This window comes from Luteimonas padinae (assembly GCF_014652935.1).
In the GTDB taxonomy this organism is placed as follows: Bacteria; Pseudomonadota; Gammaproteobacteria; order Xanthomonadales; family Xanthomonadaceae; genus Luteimonas; species Luteimonas padinae.
The window spans coordinates 77,153-101,594 of the sequence record NZ_BMZT01000007.1 but is presented as its reverse complement, the minus strand read 5'-3'; the positions used below and the strand labels follow the sequence as shown (position 1 = coordinate 101,594).

Below are 24,442 nucleotides of genomic sequence, written 5' to 3'. Positions count from 1 at the left end.
GGAAGCAACGCCATGCTGGACATGCGCCAGGTCACCAAGGTCTACCGCACCGAACTCGTCGAGACGCACGCGCTGCGCTCGCTCGACCTGCGGGTCGACGAAGGCGAGTTCGTTGCGGTCACCGGCCCCTCGGGTTCGGGCAAGACGACCTTCCTCAACATCGCCGGCCTGCTCGAGACCTTCACCGGCGGCGAGTTCCACCTCGACGGCGAGGATGTGCGCGGGCTGTCGGACAACCAGCGCAGCCGCCTGCGCAACCAGAAGATCGGCTTCATCTTCCAGGGCTTCAACCTGATCCCGGACCTCAACCTGTTCGACAACGTCGACGTGCCGCTGCGCTACCGCGGCATGCCGGCCAACGAGCGCAAGCTGCGCATCGAGGACGCGCTGGGCATGGTCAGCCTGGGCTCGCGCATGAAGCACTTCCCGGCGGAACTGTCCGGCGGCCAGCAGCAGCGCGCCGCGATCGCGCGCGCCATCGCCGGCAGCCCGCGCCTGCTGCTGGCCGACGAACCCACCGGCAACCTCGACACGCAGATGGCGCGCAGCGTCCTCGAGCTGCTGGAGGACATCAACCAGCAGGGCACGACCATCGTGATGGTCACCCACGACCCCGAGCTGGCCGCGCGCGCGCACCGCAACGTGCACATCGTCGACGGCATGGCCACCGACCTGTCCGTCGAGCCCAGCCTGACCCGCGCCGCGCGCGCCGGGCAGGTCGAAGCCGACGCCCGCGCCGCCTCCGAAGCCTGAGGACCCCGCCATGCTCGCCTACTACTCCAGGCTCGCCCTGCGCAGCTTCCGCCGCAACAAGGTGCTGACCGCACTGATGGTGCTGGCGATCGCGCTGGGCATCGGCGCCTGCATGACCACGCTGACCGTGTTCAAGGTGCTGTCCGGCGACCCGATCCCGGAGAAGAGCGACCGCCTGTTCTACGTGCAGCTCGACCCCGCGACAATGCGCGGCTTCGTCCCCGGCGAGGAGCCCGCCGCCCAGGTCACGCGCTTCGACGCCGAGACCCTGCTGCGCGAGAAGCGCGCCCTGCGCCAGGCGATGATGACCGGCGGCGCGGTGTCGATCACGCCGGACAAGGCCGACCTGCCGCCGTTCTACTCCGACGCGCGCTACGCCACCGCCGACTTCTTCGCGATGTTCGCGGCGCCGTTCCTGCACGGCACCGGCTGGAGCGAGGGCGACGATGCGTCCAGCGCGCGCGTGGCGGTGATCTCGAAGTCGCTCAACGACAAGGTCTTCGGCTGCGCCAACAGCGTCGGCCGGCCGCTGCTGATCGGCGGCAACGAGTTCCGCGTCGCCGGCGTCCTCGACGACTGGCGCCCCACCCCGCGCTTCTACGACATGAACAGCGACCGCTACGGCGAGCTCGAGGACGTCTTCCTGCCGTTCTCCACCTCGCGCGCGCTCGACTTCGGCCGCAGCGGCAGCATGGACTGCTGGGGCGACTCCGGCGCCGACGAGACCGCGCTCAACGCCCCCTGCGTCTGGATCCAGTACTGGGCCGAGCTCGAGGACGCGTCGAAGGCGTCCGACTACGAGGCCTACCTGGTCAACTATTCCGCGCAGCAGAAGGCCGCCGGCCGCTTCGAGCGCGAGCCCAACGTGCGCCTGCGCAACGTCATGGAGTGGCTGGACTTCAACAAGGTGGTCCCGCGCGACGTGATGATGCAGCTGTGGCTGGGCTTCGGCTTCCTGCTGGTCTGCCTGCTCAACACCGTCGGCCTGCTGCTGGCCAAGTTCCTGCGTCGCAGCGGCGAGATCGGCGTGCGCCGCGCGCTCGGCGCCTCGCGCACCGAGATCTTCAAGCAGTGCCTGGTCGAGGCCGGCGCGATCGGCCTGGCCGGCGGCATCCTCGGCCTGGGCCTGGCCCTGCTCGGCCTGTGGGCGGTGCGGCAGCAGCCGTCCAGCTACGCCGAACTCGCGCACCTGGACCTGCCGATGCTGCTGGTGACCTTCGCACTGGCCGTGGTGGCCAGCATGGCCGCCGGCCTCCTCCCCGCATGGCGCGCGATGGACGTCACGCCCGCCATCCAGCTCAAGTCGCAGTGACCCCGAGGAACGACTGATGGACATCCGACCGATCCTGTCCACCCTGCTGCGGCACAAGACCGCGGCCGCGCTGATCGTGCTGGAGATCGCGCTGACCTGCGCCATCATCTGCAACGCGCTGTTCATGGTGGGCGAACGCCTGACCCAGATGCGCGAGCCCAGCGGCGTCGCCGTCGACGAGCTGGTGCGCATCCAGATCATCCCCGTCGGCAACGACGCCGATGCCGCCGCGCAGACCCGCTCGGACCTGCAGGTGCTGCGCGGCCTGCCCGGGGTGAAGGCGGCCACGACCACCAACCAGGTGCCGTTCGTGAACTCGTCGTGGAACTCGGGCGTCAACCTGGTTCCCGACCAGCAGCAGCCGACGGTGGTGGCGACCACCTACATGGGCGACGAACAGTTCCTCGATACGTTCGGCATCGAACTGGTGGCGGGCCGCTACTTCACCAGCGACGAGCTGGTCCCGAATGACGATTTCAGCGACCCGGAGAAGGAGGTCACGATCCCCGGCGTCGTGGTGACGCGGAAGCTCGCCGAGCGGCTGTTCCCGGGGCAGGACCCGCTGGGCAAGGCGATCTACGTCTGGGGCGACACGCCGGTCAGCATCATCGGCGTCGTCGCGCACCTGGTCCGGCCCAGCAGTCTTGGCGGCCCGGGGGCAAGGCAGTACTCGCTGATCGTGCCGGTGCGCGCCAACTACGACCTCGGCGGCCAGTACATCCTCCGCACCACGCCCGAGCGCCGGCAGGAGATCCTGGCCAGCGCCAGCGAAGCGCTGCGCGCCAACGGCCCCAAGCGGATCATCATCGAAGAGAACACCAAGACCTTCCGCGAGCTGCGCGACGAGTACTACCAGCAGCAGCGTTCGATGGTCTGGCTGCTGGGCATCGTCTGCATCGCGCTGCTGCTGATCACCGCGCTGGGCATCGTCGGCCTGGCCAGCTTCTGGGTGCAGCAGCGCAGCAAGCAGATCGGCATCCGCCGCGCGCTGGGCGCCACCCGCGGCCAGATCCTGCGCTACTTCCAGACCGAGAACTTCATCCTGGCCACCATCGGGATCGTGATCGGCATGATCCTGGCGTTCGGCATCAACCAGCTGCTGATGGGCCGCTACGAGCTGCCGCGGCTGCCGCTGGTGTACCTGCCGGTGGGCGCGGTCGCGCTGTGGCTGCTGGGCCAGGTCGCGGTGCTGGGACCCGCGCGGCGCGCCGCCGCGGTGCCCCCGGCCGTGGCCACGCGCAGCGTATGATCCCGGAGCCATGCCGACCGTCCTGATCATCGACGACAACCCCGCCGTCGCCACCGCGCTGGACCTGCTGTTCTCGCTGCACGACATCGACACCGTGGCCGCGCAGTCGCCGGACGAGGGGCTGGCGCGGCTGCGGCGCGGCGACATCGACCTGGTGGTGCAGGACATGAACTTCCACGCCGACACCACCTCGGGCGACGAAGGCGTCGCGCTGTTCCATGCCATCCGCGGCCAGGAGCCCGACCTGCCGGTGATTCTGCTCACTGCCTGGACGCACCTCGAGTCGGCGGTCGACCTGGTCAAGGCCGGCGCCGCCGACTACCTCGGCAAGCCCTGGGACGACCGCCGGCTGCTGGCGACGGTGAACAACCTGCTGGAGCTGTCGGAAGCGCGGCGCGAGCTGGCCCGCCACCGCGGCGCCGAGCGCCGCCGTCGCGACGCGCTGTCGGGCGGCCACGACCTGCGCGGCGTGGTCTACGCCGATCCGGCCAGCGAGCGCCTGCTGTCGCTGGCCTGCCAGGTCGCGCGCTCGGAGCTGCCGGTGCTCATTACCGGGCCCAACGGCGCGGGCAAGGAGAAGATCGCCGAGATCGTGCACGCCAATTCGATGGTCAAGGACGGCCCCTTCGTCGCGCTCAACTGCGGCGCGATCCCGGGCGAGCTGATCGAGGCCGAACTGTTCGGCGCCGAGGCCGGGGCCTATACCGGCGCGGGCAAGGCGCGCGGGGGCAAGTTCGAGGCCGCCGACGGCGGCACCCTGTTCCTTGACGAGATCGGCAACCTGCCCGCGGCCGGCCAGATGAAGCTGCTGCGCGTGCTCGAGACCGGGCGCTTCGCGCGCCTGGGCGGCAACCGCGAGCGCCAGGTGCGCGTGCGCGTGGTCAGCGCGACCAATGCCGACCTGCCGGCGATGATCCGCGACGGCCGCTTCCGCGAGGACCTGTACTACCGGCTCAACGCAGTGGAGCTGAAGCTGGCGCCGCTGTCCGAGCGCCCCGACGACATCCTGCCGCTGGCGCGCCACTTCCTGCCCGAAGGCCGGCGCCTGTCCGCCGACGCCGAGCGCGCCCTGCTGCGCCACGCCTGGCCGGGCAACGTGCGCGAGCTGCGCAACGTGGTGCAGCGCGCGGCGCTGCTGTCGGCGAACAGGGACATCCGCGCCGACGCGCTGGGCCTGCCGCCTGTGCCGGTGCCGATGGTCTCGCCGCCGTCCGCGGTGGACGAGCCCGATCGCGCCGCGATCGAGGCCGCGCTGGCACGCCACGGCGGCGTGCTGGCACAGGCGGCGCAGGAGCTGGGGCTGTCGCGACAGGCGCTCTACCGGCGGCTGGACCGGCTCGGGATCCGGCGCGACTGATGGCGCGTCTCCCGCGCCTGCCGCTGAGCGTCTCGTTCACGGCCGTCGCCCTGGCCTACATGGCGATCGCCGGCGCACTGGTGCTGCTGCTGGAGCCGTGGCTGGGCTCGCGCTGGCTCGCGCTTCCGGTGGCGGTCGCCCTGCCACTGCCGCTGCTGCTGTACCACGTCAGGCGGCTGCTGGCGCCGGCGCACTCGCTGTTCCGCGCGCTGGCCGGCAGCGTGGCGAGCTACCGCGACGGCGACTACAGCTTCGGCCTGTCCTGGGAAGGCGGCGGCGAACTGGGCACCCTGGTCGCCACCCACCGCGCGCTCGGCGACACCCTGCGCGAACAGCGCCTGCGCCTGGTGCAGCGCGAACTGCTGCTCGACACCATGGTGCAGAACACGCCGGTGGCGATGCTGCTGGTCGATCCCGGCGGCCACGTCGTGCTCGGCAACCTGGCGGCGCGCAAGCTGCTCGGCGACGGCCACCGGCTGGAGGGCGTGCCCTTCGCCGAACTGCTCGAGCGCGTGCCCGAGGCCATGCGCGACGCCTTCGCGCGGGGCGGCGACGGCATGTTCACCGTCGGCGACGAGGACGACGAGGACATCTACCACCTCTCGCGGCGGCTGTTCCGCCTCAACGGCCGCCGCCACGAGCTGCTGCTGCTGCGCCAGCTCACCGCCGAGCTGCGCCGCCAGGAAGTGCAGGTGTGGAAGAAGGTGATCCGCGTGATCAGCCACGAGCTCAACAACTCGCTGGCGCCGATCGCCTCGCTGGCGCATTCCGGCGCCGAGCTGCTGCGCCGCGGCCAGCACGAGCGCCTGCCGGGCGCGCTGGCCACGATCGAGGAGCGCGCGCGCCATCTCGAAGGCTTCATCCGCGACTACGCGCGCTTCGCCAAACTGCCGTCGCCGCGGCTGGAGCCGGTGGACTGGCGCGTCTTCCTCGAGCGGCTGCGCAGCCAGGTGGACTTCGGCATCGAGGGCCACGTGGAAGGCCAGGTCCGGGCCGACGCCGCGCAGCTGGAGCAGGCGCTGCTGAACCTGCTGAAGAATGCGCACGAATCGGGCTCGGCGCCCGGCGACGTGCGCCTTGCGCTGCGGCGGCTGCCGGACAGCTGGCGCATCGACGTGCTCGACCGCGGCACCGGCATGAACGAACCGGTGCTGGCCAACGCGCTGCTGCCGTTCTATTCGACCAAGCGCCACGGCACCGGGCTGGGGCTGGCGCTCAGCCGAGAGATCGCCGAAGCCCACGGCGGCCGCATCGCCCTGGCCAACCGCGAGGGCGGCGGCCTGGGCGTGAGCCTGGTGCTGCCCGCCTGACGGTGGTCGCAGGACGGTGGCCGCAGGAGGCGTGGCCGGTGCGGAGCGAGGGTCAGTCGGGCTTTGGCTGCTTCACCGGGCGCTGCCAGCCCTCGATGCTGGTCTGGCGGCCGCGCGCGATCGTCAGCTTGCCGTCGGGGGCATTGCTGGTGATCACCGAGCCGGCGCCGATGGTGGCGTCGCGGCCGATGGTCACCGGCGCCACCAGCGAGGAGTTCGAGCCGATGAAGGCGCCGTCTTCGATGGTCGTGGTCGACTTGTTGGCGCCGTCGTAGTTGCAGGTGATGGTGCCGGCGCCGATGTTCACGCCGGCGCCGATCTCGGCGTCGCCCAGGTAGCTAAGGTGGTTGGCCTTGCTGCCCACGCCCAACGCCGAGTTCTTGGTCTCGACGAAGTTGCCGATGTGCACGCCGTCGGCGAGCACGGTGCCCGGGCGCAGGCGCGCGAACGGCCCCAGCTGCGCGGCGCCCTCCACCCTCGCACCCTCGATGTCGCAGTGCGCGCGCACCACGGTGCCGGCGCCGAGTTCGGCGTCGCGGATGCGGCAGAACGGGCCGATGCGCACGCCGTCGCCCAGCACCACGCGGCCTTCCAGCACCACGTCGACGTCGATCTCGACGTCGCGGCCCACGACCACCTCGCCGCGGATGTCGACCCGCGCGGGATCGGCGAAGCGCGCGCCGTCGGCGCAGAGCGCGCGCACGCGCCGCCGCTGCATCGCGCGCTCGAGCTGGGCGAGCTGCCAGGGATCGTTCGCGCCCTCGGTCTCCACCGGATCGTCGACCAGCACCATCTCCGCCGCGCTGTATTCCTCGGCGGCCATCGCGAAGATGTCAGTCAGGTAGTACTCGCCCTGCGCGTTGTCGCTGGACAGGCGCTGCAGCCACGTCTTCAGCGCCGTGGACTCGGCCGCCACCACGCCGGTGTTGACGATGTCGATGCGGCGCTGCTCGGCATCGGCATCCTTCTCCTCGACGATCGCGCCGACGTTGCCCTCGGGGTCGCGCACGATGCGGCCGTAGCCGCGCGGGTCCTCCAGTCGCGCCACCAGCACCGCCAGCCGGCCTTCGGCGGCCAGCAGGCGGCGCAGGGTCGCGGCGGTGATCAGCGGCACGTCGCCGTACAGCACCAGCACCTGGGCGCCGTCGGGCACGTCGGGCATGGCCTCGCGCACGGCGTGGCCGGTGCCGAGCTGCCGCGTCTGCTCGACCCAGTTGATGTCGGAGCGGTGGCGGTAGGCCTCGCGCACCTGGTCGCCGCCATGGCCGTGGACCACGTGGATCGCCGCCGGCGACAGCTCGCGCGCGGCCGCCAGCACGTGCGAGAGCATCGGCTTGCCGGCGATCTTCTGCAGCACCTTGGGCATCGCGGACTTCATGCGCTTGCCCTCGCCGGCGGCAAGGACCACGACGTGCAGGTCGCTGGCGGGGCTGGTGGTGTCGGCGGCGGTCATGGATCGGTCCTGTTCCCTGGAGGCGGCCATTCTAGCGATTGCGGCGCTCTGCTAGCATACGCCGCGATGCCGATCCCGCCGCCGCAAGCACCCGACCATCGCCAGCGACGGCACGCGCTGAGCCTGGGCCGCCAGGGATCGAGCTACCTCGTGATCGGCGGCATCCAGTGGCTGCTCGACTGGGGCGTGATGGTGCTGCTCAGCCACGTCGGGCTGCGCATCGGCCTGGCCAACGTGGCCGGCCGCATCTGCGGCGCGCTGCTGGGCTTCTGGCTCAACGGCAGGATCACCTTCGCCGCCGACGACGGCCGCGCGCCGGGTCGCCGCCAGCTCGCGCGCTTCGTGCTGATGTGGCTGGCCATGACCGTCCTCAGCACGGTCGCGATCGAGGCCATCGACGACCTGCTCGGCCGGAAGTGGGCCTGGCTGGCCAAGCCGCTGGTGGAGGTCGGCCTGGGCGTGCTCGGCTTCATCGCCTCCCGGCACTGGATCTACCGGCGCTGAGGCTGGCGCGTCCACGAAAAAGCCCCGCGCGATGGCGGGGCTTTCCGGAGACCGCGGGCGCTGCCCGTCAGTGCTTCAGGTTCTTGCGCAGGCGCTCCAGCGCCTGCAACTGCGCGGCCACCTCGGCCATCTTCTTCTGCGCCTCGGCGACGTCCATCGCCTCGCCGCGGCCGGCCAGCACGCGCTCGGCCTCTTCCTTGGCGGCGCGCACCTTGGCCTCGTCGATCTCGTCGGCGCGGATGGCGGTGTCGGCCAGGATCGTCACCACCTGCGGCTGCACCTCGAGGATGCCGCCGCTGATGGCGAAGTCCAGCTTCTCGCCGTTGGCCTGGGTCACCACGACCTTGCCGGGCTTGAGCCGGGTGATCAGCGGCGCGTGGCGCGGCGCGATGCCGAGCTCGCCCACTTCACCGGTGACGACCACCAGGGTGGCCTCGCCGCGGAAGATCTCGGCCTCGGCGCTGACGATGTCGCAACGGATGGTGGTCATGGGTCGCTACCTGCCTCAGGCCTTTTCGGCCATCTTCGCGGCCTTCTCGACCGCCTCGTCGATGCCGCCGACCATGTAGAACGCCTGCTCCGGCAGGTGGTCGTACTCGCCTTCGACGATGCCCTTGAAGCCGCGGATGGTTTCCTTCAGCGGCACGTACTTGCCCGGCGAACCGGTGAACACCTCGGCCACGTGGAAGGGCTGCGAGAAGAAGCGCTCGATCTTGCGCGCGCGCGACACGGCCTGCTTGTCCTCTTCCGACAGCTCGTCCATGCCCAGGATCGCGATGATGTCCTTGAGCTCCTTGTACTTCTGCAGCGTCGCCTGCACCTTGCGCGCGACCTCGTAGTGCTCGGTGCCGATCACGTTCGGGTCGAGCTGGCGGCTGGTCGAGTCCAGCGGGTCGACCGCAGGGTAGATGCCCAGCGAGGCGATCTGGCGGCTCAGCACGACGGTGGCGTCGAGGTGGGCGAAGGTGGTCGCCGGCGACGGGTCGGTCAGGTCGTCCGCGGGCACGTACACGGCCTGGATCGAGGTGATCGAACCGGACTTGGTGGAGGTGATGCGCTCCTGCAGCACGCCCATTTCCTCGGCGAGCGTGGGCTGGTAGCCCACCGCCGACGGCATGCGGCCCAGCAGCGCCGAAACCTCGGTGCCGGCCAGGGTGTAGCGGTAGATGTTGTCGACGAACAGCAGCACGTCCTTGCCCTTGCCGCTCTCGTCCTTCTCGTCGCGGAAGTACTCGGCCATGGTCAGGCCGGTCAGCGCGACGCGCAGGCGGTTGCCCGGCGGCTCGTTCATCTGGCCGTAGACCATCGCCACCTTGTCGAGGACGTTGGAGTCCTTCATCTCGTGGTAGAAGTCGTTGCCCTCGCGGGTACGCTCGCCCACGCCGGCGAACACCGACAGGCCCGAGTGCGCCTTCGCGATGTTGTTGATGAGCTCCATCATGTTCACGGTCTTGCCCACGCCGGCGCCGCCGAACAGGCCGACCTTGCCGCCCTTGGCGAAGGGGCACATCAGGTCGATGACCTTGATGCCGGTCTCGAGCAGTTCGGTCGACGAGGACTGGTCCTCGTACGACGGCGCAGCGCGGTGGATCTCCCAGTGCGCCGAGGCGTCGACCGGGCCGGCCTCGTCGATCGGGCGACCGAGCACGTCCATGATGCGGCCCAGCGTGCCGGCGCCCACGGGCACCGAGATCGCAGTGCCGGTGTTGGTGGCCACGAGGTTGCGCTTCAGGCCGTCGGTCGAGCCGAGCGCAATCGCGCGCACGATGCCGTCGCCGAGCTGCTGCTGCACCTCGAGGGTGATCTCGGTGCCGTCGACCTTCAGTGCGTCGTACACCTTCGGCACTTCGCTGCGCGGGAATTCCACGTCGACGACCGCGCCGATGATCTGAACGATCTTGCCCTGGTTGCTCATTGCCTGGTCCTCTGAAACTCGATGTCTTTGCTGGTTGTGGGAGCGGCCAAGGCCGCGATTCGTCGGGACCGGGCCCTTCGGCCCCTCCCACATGCTTGTCTGGTCAGACCGCGGCGGCGCCGCCCACGATCTCGGAGATTTCCTGCGTGATCGCCGCCTGGCGGGCCTTGTTGTAGACCAGGTTCAGGGTGTCGATCAGCTTGGTCGCGTTGTCGCTGGCGGCCTTCATGGCCACCATGCGCGCGGCGTGCTCGGAGGCGATGTTCTCCATCACCGCCTGGTACACCAGCGACTCGATGTAGCGGGTCAGCACGTGCTCCAGCACGGTCTGCGCGTCGGGCTCATACAGGTAGTCCCAGTCATGGGTCACCAGCTTCTCGTCCGACGGCGGCAGCGGCAGCAGCTGATCGAACGCGGCGCGCTGGACCATGGTGTTGACGAAGTCGTTGTAGACCATGAACACGCGGTCCAGGCGGCCGTCGGTGTAGCCGTCCAGCATCACCTTGACGATGCCGATCAGCTGCTCGACCTCGGGGGTATCGCCCAGGTGGGTGACGCTGGCCAGCATGCCGACCTTGAGGCGGCGGAAGAACACCGTCGCCTTCTGGCCGATGGTGACCACGTCGACCTCGACGCCCTTCTCCTGCCACTGGCGGATCTCGCCCAGCAGCTTGCGGAACAGGTTGTTGTTGAGGCCGCCGGCCAGGCCACGGTCGGACGACACGATCACGTAGCCGACGCGCTTGACCTCCGCCCGCTCCACCAGGAACGGGTGCTGGAAGTCGGTGTTGGCCTGGGCGAGGTGGCCGATCATCTGCTTCATCGCGCGGGCGTAGGGGCGCGAGGCCTTCATCCGCTCCTGCGCCTTGCGGATCTTCGAAGCCGAGACCATTTCGAGCGCGCGCGTCACCTTGCGGGTGTTCTGCACGCTCTTGATCTTGGTTTTGATTTCTCTGCCGCCGGCCATGGGTCGCTCGCTCTGGTCGCTGTGGGGTCTGGGTCTGGGTCGCTGGGCGGGTGCCCGTGCTTACCAGGAACCCGTCGCCTTGAAGTCTTCGATGCCCTTCTTGAACGCGGCCTCGATCTCGTCGTTCCAGGCGCCCGAGGCGCTGATCTTCGAGACCAGTTCGCCGGCGGTGTTGTCGAAGTGCGCGTGCAGGCCGTCCTCGAAGGCACCGATCTTGTTCACCGGCACGTCGTCCAGGTAGCCCTCGTTCACCGCATAGATCGACACCGCCTGGTGGGCGATCGACATCGGCTGGTACTGGCGCTGCTTCATCAGCTCGGTGACGCGCTGGCCGCGCTCGAGCTGCTTGCGGGTGGCGTCGTCGAGGTCGGATGCGAACTGCGCGAACGCCGCCAGCTCGCGGTACTGCGCCAGCGAGATGCGGATGCCGCCCGAGAGCTTCTTGATGATCTTGGTCTGCGCCGAACCACCCACGCGCGACACCGAGATGCCGGCGTTCACGGCCGGGCGGATGCCGGCGTTGAACAGGTCGGTTTCCAGGAAGATCTGGCCGTCGGTGATCGAGATCACGTTGGTCGGCACGAACGCGGACACGTCGCCGGCCTGGGTCTCGATGATCGGCAGCGCGGTCAGCGAGCCGGTCTGGCCCTTCACTTCGCCGCCGGTGAACTGCTCCACATACTCCTCGGACACGCGCGCGGCGCGCTCGAGCAGGCGGGAGTGCAGGTAGAACACGTCGCCCGGATAGGCTTCGCGGCCCGGCGGGCGGCGCAGCAGCAGCGAGATCTGGCGGTAGGCCACGGCCTGCTTCGACAGGTCGTCGTACACGATCAGCGCGTCCTGGCCGCGGTCCATGAAGTACTCGCCCATGGTGCAGCCGGAGTAGGCGCTGATGTACTGCATCGCGGCCGACTCGGACGCCGTGGCGGCGACCACGATGGTGTGCGCCAGCGCGCCGTTCTCTTCCAGCTTGCGCACGATGTTCGCGACCGTCGAGGCCTTCTGGCCGATGGCGACGTACACGCACTTGATGCCGGTGCCCTTCTGGTTGATCACCGCGTCGATGGCCATCGCGGTCTTGCCGGTCTGGCGGTCGCCGATGATCAGCTCGCGCTGGCCACGGCCGATCGGGATCATCGAGTCGACCGACTTGTAGCCGGTCTGCACCGGCTGGTCGACGGACTTGCGCCAGATGACGCCCGGCGCCACGCGCTCGACCGGCGCCGACAGCGAGGCCGCGATCGGGCCCTTGCCGTCGATCGGCTCGCCCAGCGCGTTGACCACGCGGCCCAGCAGCTCCGGGCCGACCGGCACTTCGAGGATGCGGCCGGTGGTCTTGGCCACGTCGCCCTCGCGCAGGTGCTCGTAGTCACCCAGGACCACGGCGCCGACCGAGTCGCGCTCGAGGTTCAGGGCGAGGGCGAACGTGTCGTTCGGCAGCTCGATCATTTCGCCCTGCATCACGTCGGCCAGGCCGTAGATGCGCACGATGCCGTCGGACACGGAGGTGACCGTGCCCTCGTTGCGCGCCTCGGCGGCCAGCTTGACCTTCTCGATGCGGCTCTTGATCAGTTCGCTGATTTCAGAGGGGTTGAGCTGGGTGCTTGCCATTTCCGGTTCCTCGGTGCGCGCCAGCGGTGGTGGTGCGCGGTAAGTGGATCTTGGGGTGACCGTCGGGTCCGGCGGGGCCGGGGCCGCGATGGCCTGGATACTTGATCGAAGCTGTAGCTATCGCAGCTGTCGCTGCTCCTACGCGCCCAGCGCCGACTGCAGGCGCGCGAGCTTGCCGCGCAGCGAGCCGTCGATGACGACGTCGCCGGCGCTGATCACGGCGCCGCCGATGAGGGCCGGATCGACCGCGGCCTCGACCTCGACCGCGCTGCCGAAGCGGCGCTCGAGCGCGGCGCGGATGCCGGCCATCTCGGACTCCGACAGCTCGGCCGCCGACGTGACCGTGGCGCGCACGATGTTCTCGGCTTCCGCACGCAGGTCCTCGTAGAGGCCGGCGATCTCGGGCAGCTGCGCCAGCCGGCCGTTGGCCGCCAGCAGCGCGAGGAAGTCGCGCTGCCCGGCGTCCGCGCCCTCGACGGCCAGCAGCTCGACGGCGTCGGCGTCGGCCAGCGAGGGATGGCCCAGCAGCGGGGCGACGCGCGGGTCGGCGGCGACGCGGGCGGAGAACGCCAGCGCCTTCGACCAGCCCGCGAGGTCGCCGCGGTCGCGCGCGATCGCGAAGGCCGCGCGGGCATAGGGACGGGCGAGGGTGATCTCCTGGCTCATCGGGCTCAGATCTCCGCGGCGAGTTCGTCGAGCAGCGCCTTGTGGGCGCTGGCGTCGATCTCACGCTTCAGCAGCTTTTCCGCACCGGTGACGGCAAGCGCCGACACCTGGCGGCGCAGGTCCTCGCGGGCACGATTGGCCGAAGCCTCGATTTCCGCGTCGAACATGGCCTTCTGCCGGATCGACTCGGTCTGCGCTTCGACGCGCGCGGCCTCGACGATCTGGTTCGCGCGCTGGTGCGCCTGGTCGATGATCTCGTTGGCCTTGGTACGCGCGGCCTTGAGCTCCTCGTTCGCCTTGTCCTGGGCCTGCGCAAGGGCGCGCTGGCTGTTGTCGGCGGCGGCGAGACCCTCGGCGATCTTCTGCTGGCGCTCCTCGATGGCCTTGAGCAGCGGCGGCCAGACGAAGGTGGCGATCAGCCAGATCAGCGCAGCGAACGAAAGCGCCTGGGCGATCAGGGTGAGATTGATGTTCATGGCGTTGCCTGTCGTGGTGGTCGGGGCATGCGCGGCTGCGCATGCCGGCCCTGCGGCTTGGCGGGGGCGACGGTCGCCGCCCCTGCCGACTGCGGAGCGTTGATCAGCCGGCGACGCGAGCCAGGGCCTCGGTCCACGGACCGATGAACGGACTGGCGAAGGCGAACAGCAGGCCGACGGCGACCGAGATGATGAACGCGGCGTCGATCAGGCCGGCGGTGATGAACATGCGGACCTGCAGCACCGGGATCAGCTCGGGCTGGCGCGCGGCCGACTCGAGGAACTTGCCCGACATGATGGCGAGGCCGAGGCCGGCGCCGAGCGCGGCGAGGCCGATCATGATGCCGATACCGAGGGCGGTCGAGGCCTGGACCTGGGCAAGCGTGGCGAGGATGGTTTCCATGGTGATCTCCGGGCGTGTTGCTTTGAGGGTTGGACGAAAGGGTGGAGGGTGGAACTGTTGAAGCTGGAACTCTAGTGGCTGTCTTCCGAGAGGCTCAGGTAGACGATCGACAGCATCATGAAGATGAAGGCCTGCAGCGGGATCACCAGGATGTGGAAGATCATCCAGCCGAAGCCGAACAGCGCGCCGCCGATGAGGCCGAGGATGCTGGCGCCGCCAAGCACCCAGATCAGCAGGAAGACGATCTCGCCGCCGAACATGTTGCCGAACAGTCGCATCGCCAGCGAGATCGGCTTCGACAGCCACTCGACGATGTTGAGGATGAGGTTGAACGGCATCATCCACTTGCCGAACGGCGCGGTCAGGAACTCCTTCGAGAACCCGCCGATGCCCTTCGAGCGCAGGGCGAAGAACAGCATCAGGAAGAACACGCTGATCGACAGGCCGAGGGTGGCGTTGACGTCGGCCGTCGGCACCGGCTTCCAGTACTCCACGCCGATCCACGACAGCGGGATGGCGAAGAAGTCGGCCGGGATGAACTTCAGCATGTTCATCATCAGGATCCAGAAGAACAGGGTGATCGCGATCGGCGTCACCAGCTTGCTGGAACCGTGGTAGGTATCGCGGGCCTGGCGGTCCACGAACTCGAGCATGATCTCGACGAAGGCCTGCCACTTGCCGGGCACGCCGGCGGTGGCGCGGCGGGTGCCGGCCCAGAACAGGAAGGTGATCAGCAGCCCCATCGCCAGCGAACTGACGAGCGTATCGACGTGCAGGGTCATGAACGACCCTTCGCCGACCGACGCGGTCAGGTTCTGCAGGTGGTGCTGGATGTAGCTGGTGGGGGTGAGATCCGCCGCAGCCGCCATGTCATGGATTCCCGTTTCGATGTCCGCTGGCCATGGCCAGCACCTGTGCCACCAGCGCGACGACCGCGCCCCCCATCACCGCCAGGGCCGGCAGCTTCGCCACTGCGATCGCGATGAACAGCGTCGCGATCACCACCAGCCACTTCGCCAGCAGCCCCAGCACCAGCCGCGCAAGCGCGCCGATGGCCGGGGCGATGCCGCCGCCCAGCGCGAGCACGCCGTACAGCGCGCCGCCCGCGGCGATGGCCCCGCCGCCCGCGAGGGCGGCCAGCGACCACGCAGGCCCCTTCGCCAGCAACGCAAGCGAAAGCGCGGCGACCGCGACCGCCTGGAAGGCGATCGTGCGCCGCACCAGCCGCGACCCTGCGGCAAGGGGATTGAGCATTGGTGTCCTGTGACCCTGGTGCGGGAGCCGGTCCGGTTTGAATCGGCCCCGTAAAGCCCCGGAAGTATAACAGTCACCAGCGTCCCGGGGCCAATGCCGGGAGGACCGATTCGCTGAACGCCGGGCTGGCGCCGGGATCCGGGCGGCGCGGCGCCCCCGCAGCCGCATTCAGGCGATGCCCGCCGCCGCCGGGAACCTCCGGCCCGCCGCGCGGTCAGACCTGTGCGCGGCCTGTGTGCTCTCCCCTCGTCGATCCGCACGGGCCCGCGGAAGCCCCGGCATGCCGGGGCTTCGACTTTTCAGCCGTCCTGTCGCCGCTCCTCCTCGCGGGCGATCCAGTCCTCGATGGCACGGCGGGCGCGCCGCTCCTCGGCCTTTTCGCGCAGCACTTCCATGCCCAGCACCCGCTGCAGCCCCACCATCACGCCCAGCATCAGCAGCGCGAACGGCAGCGCCGCCACCGTGATCAGCGCCTGCAGCGCCTCGAGGCCGCCGGCCATCAGCATCGCCGCCGCGATCAGCGCGACCGCGATGCCCCATGCCAACTTCCTCGCCAGCGGCGGGTCGCCGGCGTTCTCGCTCGACATCGAGCCCAGCACCAGCACGGCGGAATCGGCCGAGGTCACGAAGAAGATCACCAGCAGCAGCACGCTCAGCCCCGAGAGCAGGCCGGGGAACGGGAGCATGTCGTACATGCCGAACAGCACCGTTTCGTAGCCCTCGGCGAGCGCGCCGGCCATGTCCACGCCGCCGAAGATCTGGCCCCACAGCGCGGCGCCGCCGAAGGTCGCGAACCACGCGAAGCCCAGCATGCTCGGCGCCACGACCACGCCCAGCACGAATTCGCGCACGCTGCGGCCGTAGGAAACCCGCGCGATGAACGCCCCGACGAAGGGCGACCACGAGATCCACCAGGCCCAATAGAAGATGGTCCAGTCCGCCACCCAGGTGCTGCCGGAGAACGGCGTCATCGTCAGGCTCATCCCCACCAGGTGGTCCAGGTAGCTGCCGAGCGAGGTGGTGAAGGTCTCGACGATGAAGCCGGTCGGCCCGAGCAGGGCCACGGCCAGCAGGAGCAGGCCCGCGAGCGCAAGGTTGAAGCTCGAAAGCCACTTGATGCCGCGGTCGACGCCGCTGGCGCTCGAGGCCATGTACAGCACGAAGCCGGCCGCGATCACGGCCAGCTGCATGCCGAGGCCGCCGGGCAGTCCGAACACGCGGGTCATGCCGGCGCTGATCTGCATCGTGCCGAAGCCCAGGGTGGTGGCGACGCCGATCGCGGTCGCGACCACCGCCACGATGTTGACCACGCTGCCCATCCACCCGAGGTGGCGGTCGCCGATCAGCGGCTGCAGCAGGTCGCTGACCAGGCCGCGACCGCTGCGGTTGTACTGGAACCACGCGATCGCCAGCCCCATCAGCGCGTAGATCGCCCAAGGATGCAGGCCCCAGTGGAAGAAGGTGTAGCGCATCGCCGCGCGCGCGGCCTGCGGCGTGTCGGGCGGCAGGCCTTCGGGCGGCCGGACCAGGTGCGACACCGGCTCGGCCGCGCCCCAGAACACCAGGCCGATGCCCATGCCCGCCGCGAACAGCATCGCCAGCCAGGTCGGGCCGGAGAACTCGGGTTCGGCGTCGCGGCCACCGATGCGCAGGCGGCCGGCCGGCCCGAACGCCAGCCAGGCGAGGAAAAGCAGCGTCAGGAACACGATCAGCAGGTACATCCAGCCGGCGTGCGCGATGACGGCCGCGAGTGCGGCACCGCTCACCTCGCCGAAGCGGACCGGGGCGACGCCGGCGACGATGGACAAGGCGACGATGAGCAGCAGCGAGACGCGAAAAACCATGGCGCGATGTCCTTCGTGGCGACGGGATGCGTGCCAAGCTTAGTCTTCGTTCACGCATCGTGGACCCGCGCACGAACAAAGATATGCACCCCCCCCCCAACGCTGGCCCCCCCATGACCCGTGCTTCCCGTGCAGCATCCCCGCGTCCCCGCATCCACCGCCACGCACTGGCCTTCGCGCTGCTGGCCCTGGCCGCCGCGCAGACCGCGTCCGCGCAGGACGACAACAGCCGCGACGACCGCTTCACCCTGCGCCTGAGCGCCTTCAATCCCGGCGCCGACCTCAACCTGGGCCTCGACGGCGAGGCCACCAGCGAGGGCGAAACCGCGGTCTTCTCCGATGCGGTGAACCTCGACACCGGCGACGACTGGCGCCCGCGCGGTGCGCTCAACTTCCGCATCAGCGACCGCCAGTCGATCGGCGCGAGCTACTACGACTACGAGAACGACGAGGACTGGAGCTTCGGCGGCGGCTCCGTGGATCCCGGCCTGCCGGACGGTCCGGTCGGCCTGCCGGCGGCCGACGCGCACGGCCGCATCAAGTTCGCGATGGCGTCGGCCCACTACGAGTACGCGATTGTCGACACGCCGGCGCTCGAGTGGGGCCTCGGCCTCGGCGTCACCCACCTCGACCTGGAGGCCACCGCCGACGTCGCATGGTCGGGCACGGACGAGCTCGAGGCCGGCAGCGCGCGGATGGAGGAAGGCTTCGACGGCTGGAGCCCCGCGGTCCACACCCGCCTGACCTGGCGGCCGTCGGACCGCTGGCGCGTCGACCTGGACGGCCAGTACCTGGATGCGGGCTGGGGCGACTTCATCGACGAGGACGGTCACTTCGAACGCGCCGGCGTGGTCGTCGAGTATCTCGTCACCGACCGCATCGGCATCCACGTCGGCTACGACTGGTTCCGGCTCAAGCTGCGCGACAACTTCTCCGGAACGATCGTGCCGCCCGCGGAGGCCGGCCTCGCCGACATCGCCTGGTCGGCGGCAGCGCGCACCGAACTCAAGGTGCACGGCCCGATGGCGGGCGTGACCTTCCGCTTCTGACCGCAGGCCCGCGGGGCGGCCATCCCGCCCCGCGGGCCCTCGCTCAGTTCCGCACCTGCACGTCGTCGATGTAGACGTTGATGTCGTAGCTGGTGTTGGCGTGGTACAGCCAGATCGCGTCCAGCTTCACGCTGCTCGCACTGATCGCGCCGTTGCCGCCTGCCCAGGCGTTCCACTGGCCGGCGTCGGCCAGCGACCAGGACACGTAGGTCCAGCGGTTGGCCGGGATCGCGCGAGTGACCGAACGCTCGGTGCCATCGCTGTCGTCGATGCCCACGGCCACGCTCATGCCGCTGCCGCCGGCATAGACCCAGAAGCCGACGCTGCCCGTGCGCGACAGCGGCGCATTGGCCGCGGGAGTACCGACGCCCGACAGCAGGCGCACCGCCCAGGCGGCGCTGCTGCCGGGATCGTCCACCAGCCGGACATGCAGGGAACACGTGCCGCCGTGGCGGACGCTGCAGGTCCGCATGGCAGTCGAGGCGGTGCTGATGCCCACGGTGCTGCCCGAGTAGGTGGGGCCGGTTCCGAACCGGCCCACGCCGTTCTCGAAGTTGTCGAGCATCGTGGTGGCGGTGGCGAGGTTGGCCAGGAAGGCATTGCGCATCCCGCCGGGCTGGTTGCTGTTGTTGAAGTAGTGGTTGGTGATCCACAGCCAGTCGCGCCCGTGGTTGGCGGCCCAGCGCTGCGTACCCCACTGGCTCATGCCGCGCCCGTGGCCGAAACAGCCGCGCCCGGTCCCGACCGGGTCGGACAGGCAGGGCCAGCCGTTGCGTGGCGATCCGTTGCGGCCGTTGCCGCAGCTGAGGTCGGGATTGCTGCATGACAGGCCATCGGACGGGTCATCCCAGGCGTTGTTTTCGGCCGAGTATTCGCTGAAGGCGATGCTCTGGCCGTCGCGGGTCAGGACCACGCCGCGGGTGGCCGCGGCGGCGGCGACCGTGGCCGTCGCCGAACCCGGCTGGAACACCTGGCAGGACGTGCTGCTGCAGATGTCGTACTGGCTGTTGACCGGATTCGCCACGTGGTAGGCGCCGTAGCTGCGGTACGCGATCGCGCCGGCGGCCAGCGACGCCGCCCGCCAGGACGCGATCCATTCATCGTCCAGGCCGCGGCCGACGTAATCCTCCAGCGCGTAGACAGACACCCCCGTGCAACTGCGCCCCGAACAGTTGGTGCCGACGCGGATGCTGCCCGGCACCGGAAGGGTGGCGGCCTGCGCGGCGAGCTCGCGCGCCATCGCCACCGCGTGCGGATCGTCCGGATCCAGGGCCTGGTGCCGGTCGGTGGCGACGCGCTCGGCTTCGATCGCCGCCACGATCGGAGCCCCGGCCAGCGCGGCGCGCGCAGGCGCCGTCCCGGCCTGCAACTGGACATGTCCGAAGTCGGCTGGCGGCGAGCCGCCATGGGCGAGATCCAGGATCAGGTCATGGCTGTCCTGGTACAGCGCGAGATTGCGCAGCGCCTGCCGGTAGCCGCCGCCCTCGATCACCAGGCTGGTGGTTTCGGGCAGGGCTTCGGCGTCGGTGGTGGTGTGCGGGGATGCATGCAGCACCAGCTCGAACGCGCCGTCACGATCGGTGGTGGCCCTGCCCCCGCGTTCGGAGCGGATGCGCAGCCCCGGCAGCGGACGCCCCGAATCGCGATCGTAGACATGACCGGACACGATGGCGCAGACACCGCATTCAACGGCACGCAAGGCACGGCGCTCGGCCTCGACGGAGGGCCGCTGTGGCTGCAGCCAGAGCGTCACCGGCAACGCGGCCGTGCCGTCGACCTGGAGGGGCATCGACAGCGGGTGGTAACCCGGCGCCGATACGGACAGCTGGTACGTACCGTGCGCGACCTGCGCAAGTCGCGCACCCGAGGATGGCAGCGCGCCCTGGCGGACGGCATCGGCGCGCGCGAGTGATTGCAACTCGGCCTGGGCCGGCAGGCTGCGACCGGTCGCGCTGTCACGCACGCGCACCAGGGGCGCCGAAGGATCCGGCCGCGTGCCATCACTTGCCAGCAGCGGGGGTACAGGCCCCGCGTGCGCGAGGCCCGCCACGCAGGCGACGAACGCGGCCGCAAGGATCACGGCGCGGCGGCGGGGATGACCCGCCTTCCGGTCTGTCAGGGTGGACATGGGGCGTTTCCGGCGGATCGCTGGAATGCAACGGCAACTGCCGCGGGGCGGCCTGTCCGCATGCGGACCGCCCGCGACGGGCGCAGGCCCTCGCGCTGCCGCAGTGGGATGGGCGATGGCGGCGAACCGCCACCGCCCGGAGCCGGGTCAGTTCCTGGCCTGAACGTCGTCGATGTAGACGTTGATGTCGTAGCTGGTGTTGGCGTGGTACAGCCAGATCGCGTCCAGCTTCACGCTGCTCGCGCTGATCGCACCGTTGCCGCCCACCCAGGCGTTCCACTGGTTGGCATCGGTGAGCGACCAGGACACGTAGGTCCAGGTGTTGGCGGGAATCGAGCGGCTCACCGAGCGCTCGGTGCCGTCGCTGTCGTCGATGCCCACGGCCACGCTCATGCCGGAGCCGCCCGCGAACACCCAGAAGCCCACGCTGCCGTTGGCGCGCGACAGCGCGACGTTGCTGCCCGGATTGCCGCTGCCCGAGAGCAGGCGCACCGCCCAGGACGCGCTGGTGTTCGGGTTGTCCTTCAGAAGCACCCGCAGCGAGCAGCTGCCGTTGCGGCGGGTGGTGCAGGTGCGGGTCGCGGTGGACGCGGTGGAGATGCCGGTGGTGCTGCCGGAGTAGGCCGGCGACGTGTTGAAGTGCCCGACGCTGCTCTCGAAGCGGTCGAGGTACTTCGTGCCGCCACCGCTGCCGGGGTTGAGCAGGTTGTAGTAGCTGGCCCAGTTCCAGTTGATGCCCGGGTCGGTGTGGGTCTGGCCGCTGAAGTGCTGGTGGCCCTTGATCTTGACCGAGGTCGGCAGGACGTTGATGCCGCTCGAGGGCGCACCCTTGTAGGCGCTGGAGCAGGTGATGGCGCTGTACTTCGAGCAGAAGTTGCGCACCAGCGCCGCCGATGCGTTGTACATCGCGCTGGTGTACCAGCTGCTGTTGTTGACGTAGCCCTCGTGCTCGATGCCCAGGGTGTAGCTGTTCTGGTTGCGCACGTGCCAGGCGGTGTGGGCGTTGCGCACCATCTGCGTGACCTGGCCGTCGGAGCTGCGGATCACGTAGTGGGCGCTGACGTTGGCGGCCGAGTTCTTGAACCAGCTGATGGTGCCGGCGTAGCTGCCCTGCGCGGTGTGCAGGGTGACCGCGCTGACCGCGGCGCTGCGCGAGGCGTTGTAGTTGGTCGAGTGCGCCGGGTTCCAGATCGCCGGGCCGTAGTCGGTGCTCTGCGCGCGCACGCTGCCGTCGCCGCCGTCCTTCTTCGACGGCGTCCGCACCAGCTGCTCGCTGACCGGATCGATGGCGTAGCCGTCGACCTCGATGCGGTCGCCCTCGACGTCGAGGCGCACGAACGGCGCCTGCAGGCGCACCAGCATGTCGAGGTCGAAGGCGCGCTCCCACTCCACGGCCTTCTGCGGCACCACCATGCCCTTCTCGTCGATGCCGCGGTCCTGAGCCAGCAGCACGTCGAAGGCGAAGCTGGCGCGCGCGTAGTCGTCGATCGCGCCGCCGGCAGGCGACGCGGAGAAGCCCGCATAGCGCGCAAGCGCCGAGGCCAGCGCCGCGGGATCCCTGGCGTCATGGCCACGCAGCTGCCGGTCCAGCAGCGCCGCGGCCGCCATGATGCTGGTGGCCGGGTCGAGCCTGACGCGCTCGGCCGGCACGCCGAGCAGCCCCGCGGCCTCGCCCACCTGGTCGGCGAAGCCATCGCCGGCATACAGGCCCATCACGCCGTGCGCCGCGGGCATGTGGCCGTGATCGGCCATCGCGCCCGACTCGTCGGCGCGCACGTTCTGCCAGCGGCTCTGCACGTAGGCGATGGCCTCCAGCGTGCCGCGCGGAAGCTGCGGATACGCGGCGTAGGCGCGCTTGAAGTACGCGGGATAGGCGGCGCGCTCGGCGCGCAGGCGCACTTCCTCGTTGCGCAGGCGCTCGTCCATCGCCGCTTCCTGCTTCGCGGCGGCGACGTCGTCCCCGGCGTCCCACTGCATGACCCGCGATTCACCCGCCGACGCCCCCGCAGCGGCCAGCGCGGTGGACAACAGCAGCACTGCCCCATGACTGTTCCGAATCTTCATCTCGACCCCTCGTTGCGCCTCTGGCGCTTGGCTCCCCCCGTTCCCGGAACCGGACCAGCGGGCGCGCGATCGCGCCCGCCGCTACCGGATACGCGGCCGCGGGGGGAAGGCGCCAGATGGGGTCGGCCCTAAGGGGGCGGGAAACGCGACGCAGTGACGGCGTCGATGTGCGCGCGGTCACACCGGCGCGCCGGATGCGGCCTGCCGCCCCACCCCGGGGACGGGGCGGGGAGGCGCGGCCGGCGCGCGGCCGGCCTACTTGCGCTTCGGGATGTAGAGGTCGGTGATGGTGCCGTCGTAGACCTCGGCGGCCATCGCCACCGATTCGCCCAGCGTCGGGTGCGGATGGATGGTGTGGGCGATGTCGCCCACTTCCGCGCCCATCTCGATCGCCAGCGCGGCCTCGGAGATCAGCTCGCCCGCGTGCACACCGACGATGCCGGCGCCGACCACGCGCTGCGTGGCCTCGTCGAACACCAGCTTGGTGAAGCCTTCGGTGCGCGCCAGGCCGATGGCGCGGCCGCTGGCCGCCCACGGGAACTTGCCGACGCCAACCTTGAGCCCCTTCGCCTTGGCCTCGTTCTCGGTGACGCCCACCCAGGCGATCTCCGGATCGGTATAGGCCACCGAGGGAATCACCCGCGCGACCCATTCCTTCTTCTCGCCGGCGGCCACTTCCGCGGCCAGCTTGCCCTCGTGCGTCGCCTTGTGGGCCAGCATCGGCTGGCCGACGATGTCGCCGATGGCGAAGATGTGCGGCGCGCTGGTGCGCATCTGCGCGTCGACGTCGATGAAGCCGCGCTCGCCCACGCGCAAGCCGGCCTTCTCCGCGTCGATCTTCTTCCCGTTCGGCGCGCGGCCCACGGCCACGAGCACGCGGTCGTAGAGCTTGCCGTCGGGGATGCTGTCGCCCTCGAACGCGACGTCGATGCCCTTCTTCGCGGCCTTGGCCTCGACGACCTTCGTCTTCAGGTGGACGCTGACGCCCTGCTTCTTCAGGCGGTCGGCCAGCGGCTTGACCAGGTCGCGATCGGCGCCGGGGATCAGCTGGTCGGCGAGTTCGACCACGGTCACCTCGCTGCCCAGTCCGCGGTACACCGTCGCCATTTCCAGGCCGATGATGCCGCCGCCGACCACCAGCAGCTTCTTCGGCACGTCGGCCAGCTGCAGCGCATCGGTGGAGTCCATGACGCGGCCATCGTCCCAGGGGAAGCCCGGGAGCTTCAGCGCCTGCGAACCGGCGGCGATGATGCACTGCTCGAAGCGCAGCAGCTGCGTCTTGCCGTCGTCGCCGGTGATTTCGATCTCGTTGGCGGACACGAAGCGGCCGGTGCCCTGCAGCACGCGCACCTTGCGCTGCTTGGCCATGCCGGCCAGGCCCTTGGTGAGCTGGCCGACCACGCCGTCCTTGTAGCCGCGCAGCTTGTCGATATCGATCTTCGGCTTGCCGAAGTCGACGCCGAAGGCACCGGCGTGGGCGGCCTGGTCGATCACGTCGGCCGCGTGCAGCAGCGCCTTCGACGGGATGCAGCCGACGTTGAGGCAGACGCCACCCAGCTCCGGATAGCGCTCGACGAGCACGGTGTCGAGGCCGAGGTCGGCGGCGCGGAACGCGGCGGTGTAGCCGCCGGGCCCGGCGCCGAGCACGACGATGCGGCATTCGACGTCGGCCTTGCGGCCGCTGGACGGGGGCGCCGCGGGCGCATCCGGCTCGGCCGGCGCGCGATGCGAGCGCGCGACCGGCGGCTTGCCGGGGCCCGCGTCCGCCGAAGCGCCTGCGGTGGGCGCAGCGGCCGGGGCGTCGGCCTTCGCCTGGGCCTTCGCATCGTCCGGCGCCGCGCCACCCTTGGCCGGCGCGGGCGCGTCGCCGCCGCCCTCGCCTTCCACCTCGAGCACCAGCACGACGCTGCCTTCGGCGACCTTGTCACCGACCTTGATGCGCAGCTCGCGCACCACGCCGGCGGCCGACGAGGGCACTTCCATCGTCGCCTTGTCCGACTCCAGCGTCGCCAGGCCCTGGTCGACGGCGACGGTGTCGCCGACCGCCACCAGCACTTCGATCACCGGCACATCGTCGAAACCGCCGATGTCGGGCACCTTCACTTCGATCGTGTTCGCCATGGCCGC

At 70.1% G+C, this 24,442-nt stretch carries 21 protein-coding genes; 7 read left to right on the top strand and 14 right to left on the bottom strand.

What is annotated here, in order from left to right; all coding sequences use genetic code 11:
- Positions 1–12 precede the first annotated feature (12 nt).
- Genes IE168_RS09490 through IE168_RS09470 form a run of 5 tightly spaced genes read left to right on the top strand, consistent with a single transcriptional unit; the run spans position 13 to position 5,981 of the window.
- Positions 13–753, top strand: coding sequence for an ABC transporter ATP-binding protein (locus IE168_RS09490; RefSeq protein WP_189497830.1), 741 nt, complete (start codon positions 13–15; stop codon positions 751–753).
- 10 nt (positions 754–763) lie between these two features.
- Positions 764–2,065, top strand: a complete 1,302-nt coding sequence (locus tag IE168_RS09485; protein WP_189497623.1) for an ABC transporter permease — start codon at positions 764–766, stop codon at positions 2,063–2,065.
- A 16-nt stretch (positions 2,066–2,081) separates the two neighbouring features.
- On the top strand, positions 2,082–3,314 hold the full coding sequence (locus IE168_RS09480; protein WP_189497621.1) for an ABC transporter permease: 1,233 nt from the start codon (positions 2,082–2,084) through the stop codon (positions 3,312–3,314).
- A 10-nt stretch (positions 3,315–3,324) separates the two neighbouring features.
- Positions 3,325–4,671, top strand: coding sequence for a sigma-54-dependent transcriptional regulator (locus IE168_RS09475; protein WP_189497619.1), 1,347 nt, complete (start codon positions 3,325–3,327; stop codon positions 4,669–4,671).
- On the top strand, positions 4,671–5,981 hold the full coding sequence (locus IE168_RS09470; RefSeq protein ID WP_189497617.1) for a sensor histidine kinase: 1,311 nt from the start codon (positions 4,671–4,673) through the stop codon (positions 5,979–5,981). Before IE168_RS09475 ends, IE168_RS09470 begins: the two co-directional genes overlap by 1 nt.
- 52 nt (positions 5,982–6,033) lie before the next feature.
- Here the strand turns inward: IE168_RS09470 and glmU are convergent, their stop codons facing one another.
- The gene (glmU, locus tag IE168_RS09465; RefSeq protein ID WP_189497616.1) at positions 6,034–7,434 is read right to left on the bottom strand and encodes a bifunctional UDP-N-acetylglucosamine diphosphorylase/glucosamine-1-phosphate N-acetyltransferase GlmU; all 1,401 of its coding nucleotides are present in this window, start codon (positions 7,432–7,434) and stop codon (positions 6,034–6,036) included.
- Between the two features lie 117 nt (positions 7,435–7,551).
- Here glmU and IE168_RS09460 point away from each other — a divergent pair, with 117 nt between their 5' ends.
- Positions 7,552–7,938, top strand: a complete 387-nt coding sequence (locus tag IE168_RS09460) for a GtrA family protein (RefSeq protein ID WP_189497828.1) — start codon at positions 7,552–7,554, stop codon at positions 7,936–7,938.
- Between the two features lie 67 nt (positions 7,939–8,005).
- Here IE168_RS09460 and IE168_RS09455 read toward each other — a convergent pair whose 3' ends face one another.
- The 10 genes from IE168_RS09455 to IE168_RS09410 form a co-directional block, all read right to left on the bottom strand.
- Entirely contained in the window at positions 8,006–8,428 is a 423-nt protein-coding gene (locus IE168_RS09455; protein WP_189497614.1) for a F0F1 ATP synthase subunit epsilon, read from the bottom strand.
- Between the two features lie 15 nt (positions 8,429–8,443).
- Complete coding sequence (atpD, locus tag IE168_RS09450) at positions 8,444–9,853, bottom strand: F0F1 ATP synthase subunit beta (RefSeq protein ID WP_189497612.1); 1,410 nt, start codon at positions 9,851–9,853, stop codon at positions 8,444–8,446.
- A 103-nt stretch (positions 9,854–9,956) separates the two neighbouring features.
- Positions 9,957–10,820: a F0F1 ATP synthase subunit gamma gene (atpG, locus tag IE168_RS09445; RefSeq protein ID WP_189497611.1), complete on the bottom strand. Its 864-nt coding sequence runs from the start codon at positions 10,818–10,820 to the stop codon at positions 9,957–9,959.
- Between the two features lie 60 nt (positions 10,821–10,880).
- Positions 10,881–12,431, bottom strand: coding sequence for a F0F1 ATP synthase subunit alpha (gene atpA / locus IE168_RS09440; RefSeq protein ID WP_189497609.1), 1,551 nt, complete (start codon positions 12,429–12,431; stop codon positions 10,881–10,883).
- Positions 12,432–12,569: 138 nt separating this feature from the next.
- Positions 12,570–13,097, bottom strand: a complete 528-nt coding sequence (locus tag IE168_RS09435) for a F0F1 ATP synthase subunit delta (protein ID WP_189497607.1) — start codon at positions 13,095–13,097, stop codon at positions 12,570–12,572.
- Between the two features lie 5 nt (positions 13,098–13,102).
- Positions 13,103–13,573: a F0F1 ATP synthase subunit B gene (locus IE168_RS09430; protein WP_189497605.1), complete on the bottom strand. Its 471-nt coding sequence runs from the start codon at positions 13,571–13,573 to the stop codon at positions 13,103–13,105.
- 103 nt (positions 13,574–13,676) lie between these two features.
- Entirely contained in the window at positions 13,677–13,976 is a 300-nt protein-coding gene (gene atpE, locus IE168_RS09425) for a F0F1 ATP synthase subunit C (RefSeq protein WP_189497603.1), read from the bottom strand.
- 71 nt (positions 13,977–14,047) lie between these two features.
- Positions 14,048–14,845: a F0F1 ATP synthase subunit A gene (gene atpB, locus IE168_RS09420; RefSeq protein ID WP_189497601.1), complete on the bottom strand. Its 798-nt coding sequence runs from the start codon at positions 14,843–14,845 to the stop codon at positions 14,048–14,050.
- A 1-nt stretch (position 14,846) separates the two neighbouring features.
- Positions 14,847–15,230, bottom strand: a complete 384-nt coding sequence (locus IE168_RS09415) for a hypothetical protein (protein ID WP_229823352.1) — start codon at positions 15,228–15,230, stop codon at positions 14,847–14,849.
- Between the two features lie 299 nt (positions 15,231–15,529).
- On the bottom strand, positions 15,530–17,074 hold the full coding sequence (locus tag IE168_RS09410; protein WP_189497599.1) for a BCCT family transporter: 1,545 nt from the start codon (positions 17,072–17,074) through the stop codon (positions 15,530–15,532).
- 113 nt (positions 17,075–17,187) lie between these two features.
- Between IE168_RS09410 and IE168_RS09405 the strand changes: the two genes are divergently transcribed.
- Positions 17,188–18,123: a TonB-dependent receptor gene (locus IE168_RS09405; protein ID WP_189497597.1), complete on the top strand. Its 936-nt coding sequence runs from the start codon at positions 17,188–17,190 to the stop codon at positions 18,121–18,123.
- A gap of 43 nt (positions 18,124–18,166) precedes the next feature.
- On the opposite strand, the gene IE168_RS09400 is transcribed toward IE168_RS09405, so the two are convergent.
- From IE168_RS09400 to lpdA, 3 genes are all read right to left on the bottom strand, one after another.
- Positions 18,167–20,251: a SpoIID/LytB domain-containing protein gene (locus tag IE168_RS09400; RefSeq protein WP_189497595.1), complete on the bottom strand. Its 2,085-nt coding sequence runs from the start codon at positions 20,249–20,251 to the stop codon at positions 18,167–18,169.
- Between the two features lie 147 nt (positions 20,252–20,398).
- Entirely contained in the window at positions 20,399–22,315 is a 1,917-nt protein-coding gene (locus IE168_RS09395; protein WP_189497593.1) for an N-acetylmuramoyl-L-alanine amidase, read from the bottom strand.
- Positions 22,316–22,570: 255 nt separating this feature from the next.
- Positions 22,571–24,436, bottom strand: a complete 1,866-nt coding sequence (gene lpdA, locus IE168_RS09390; RefSeq protein WP_189497591.1) for a dihydrolipoyl dehydrogenase — start codon at positions 24,434–24,436, stop codon at positions 22,571–22,573.
- Between the last annotated feature and the right edge of the window lie 6 nt (positions 24,437–24,442).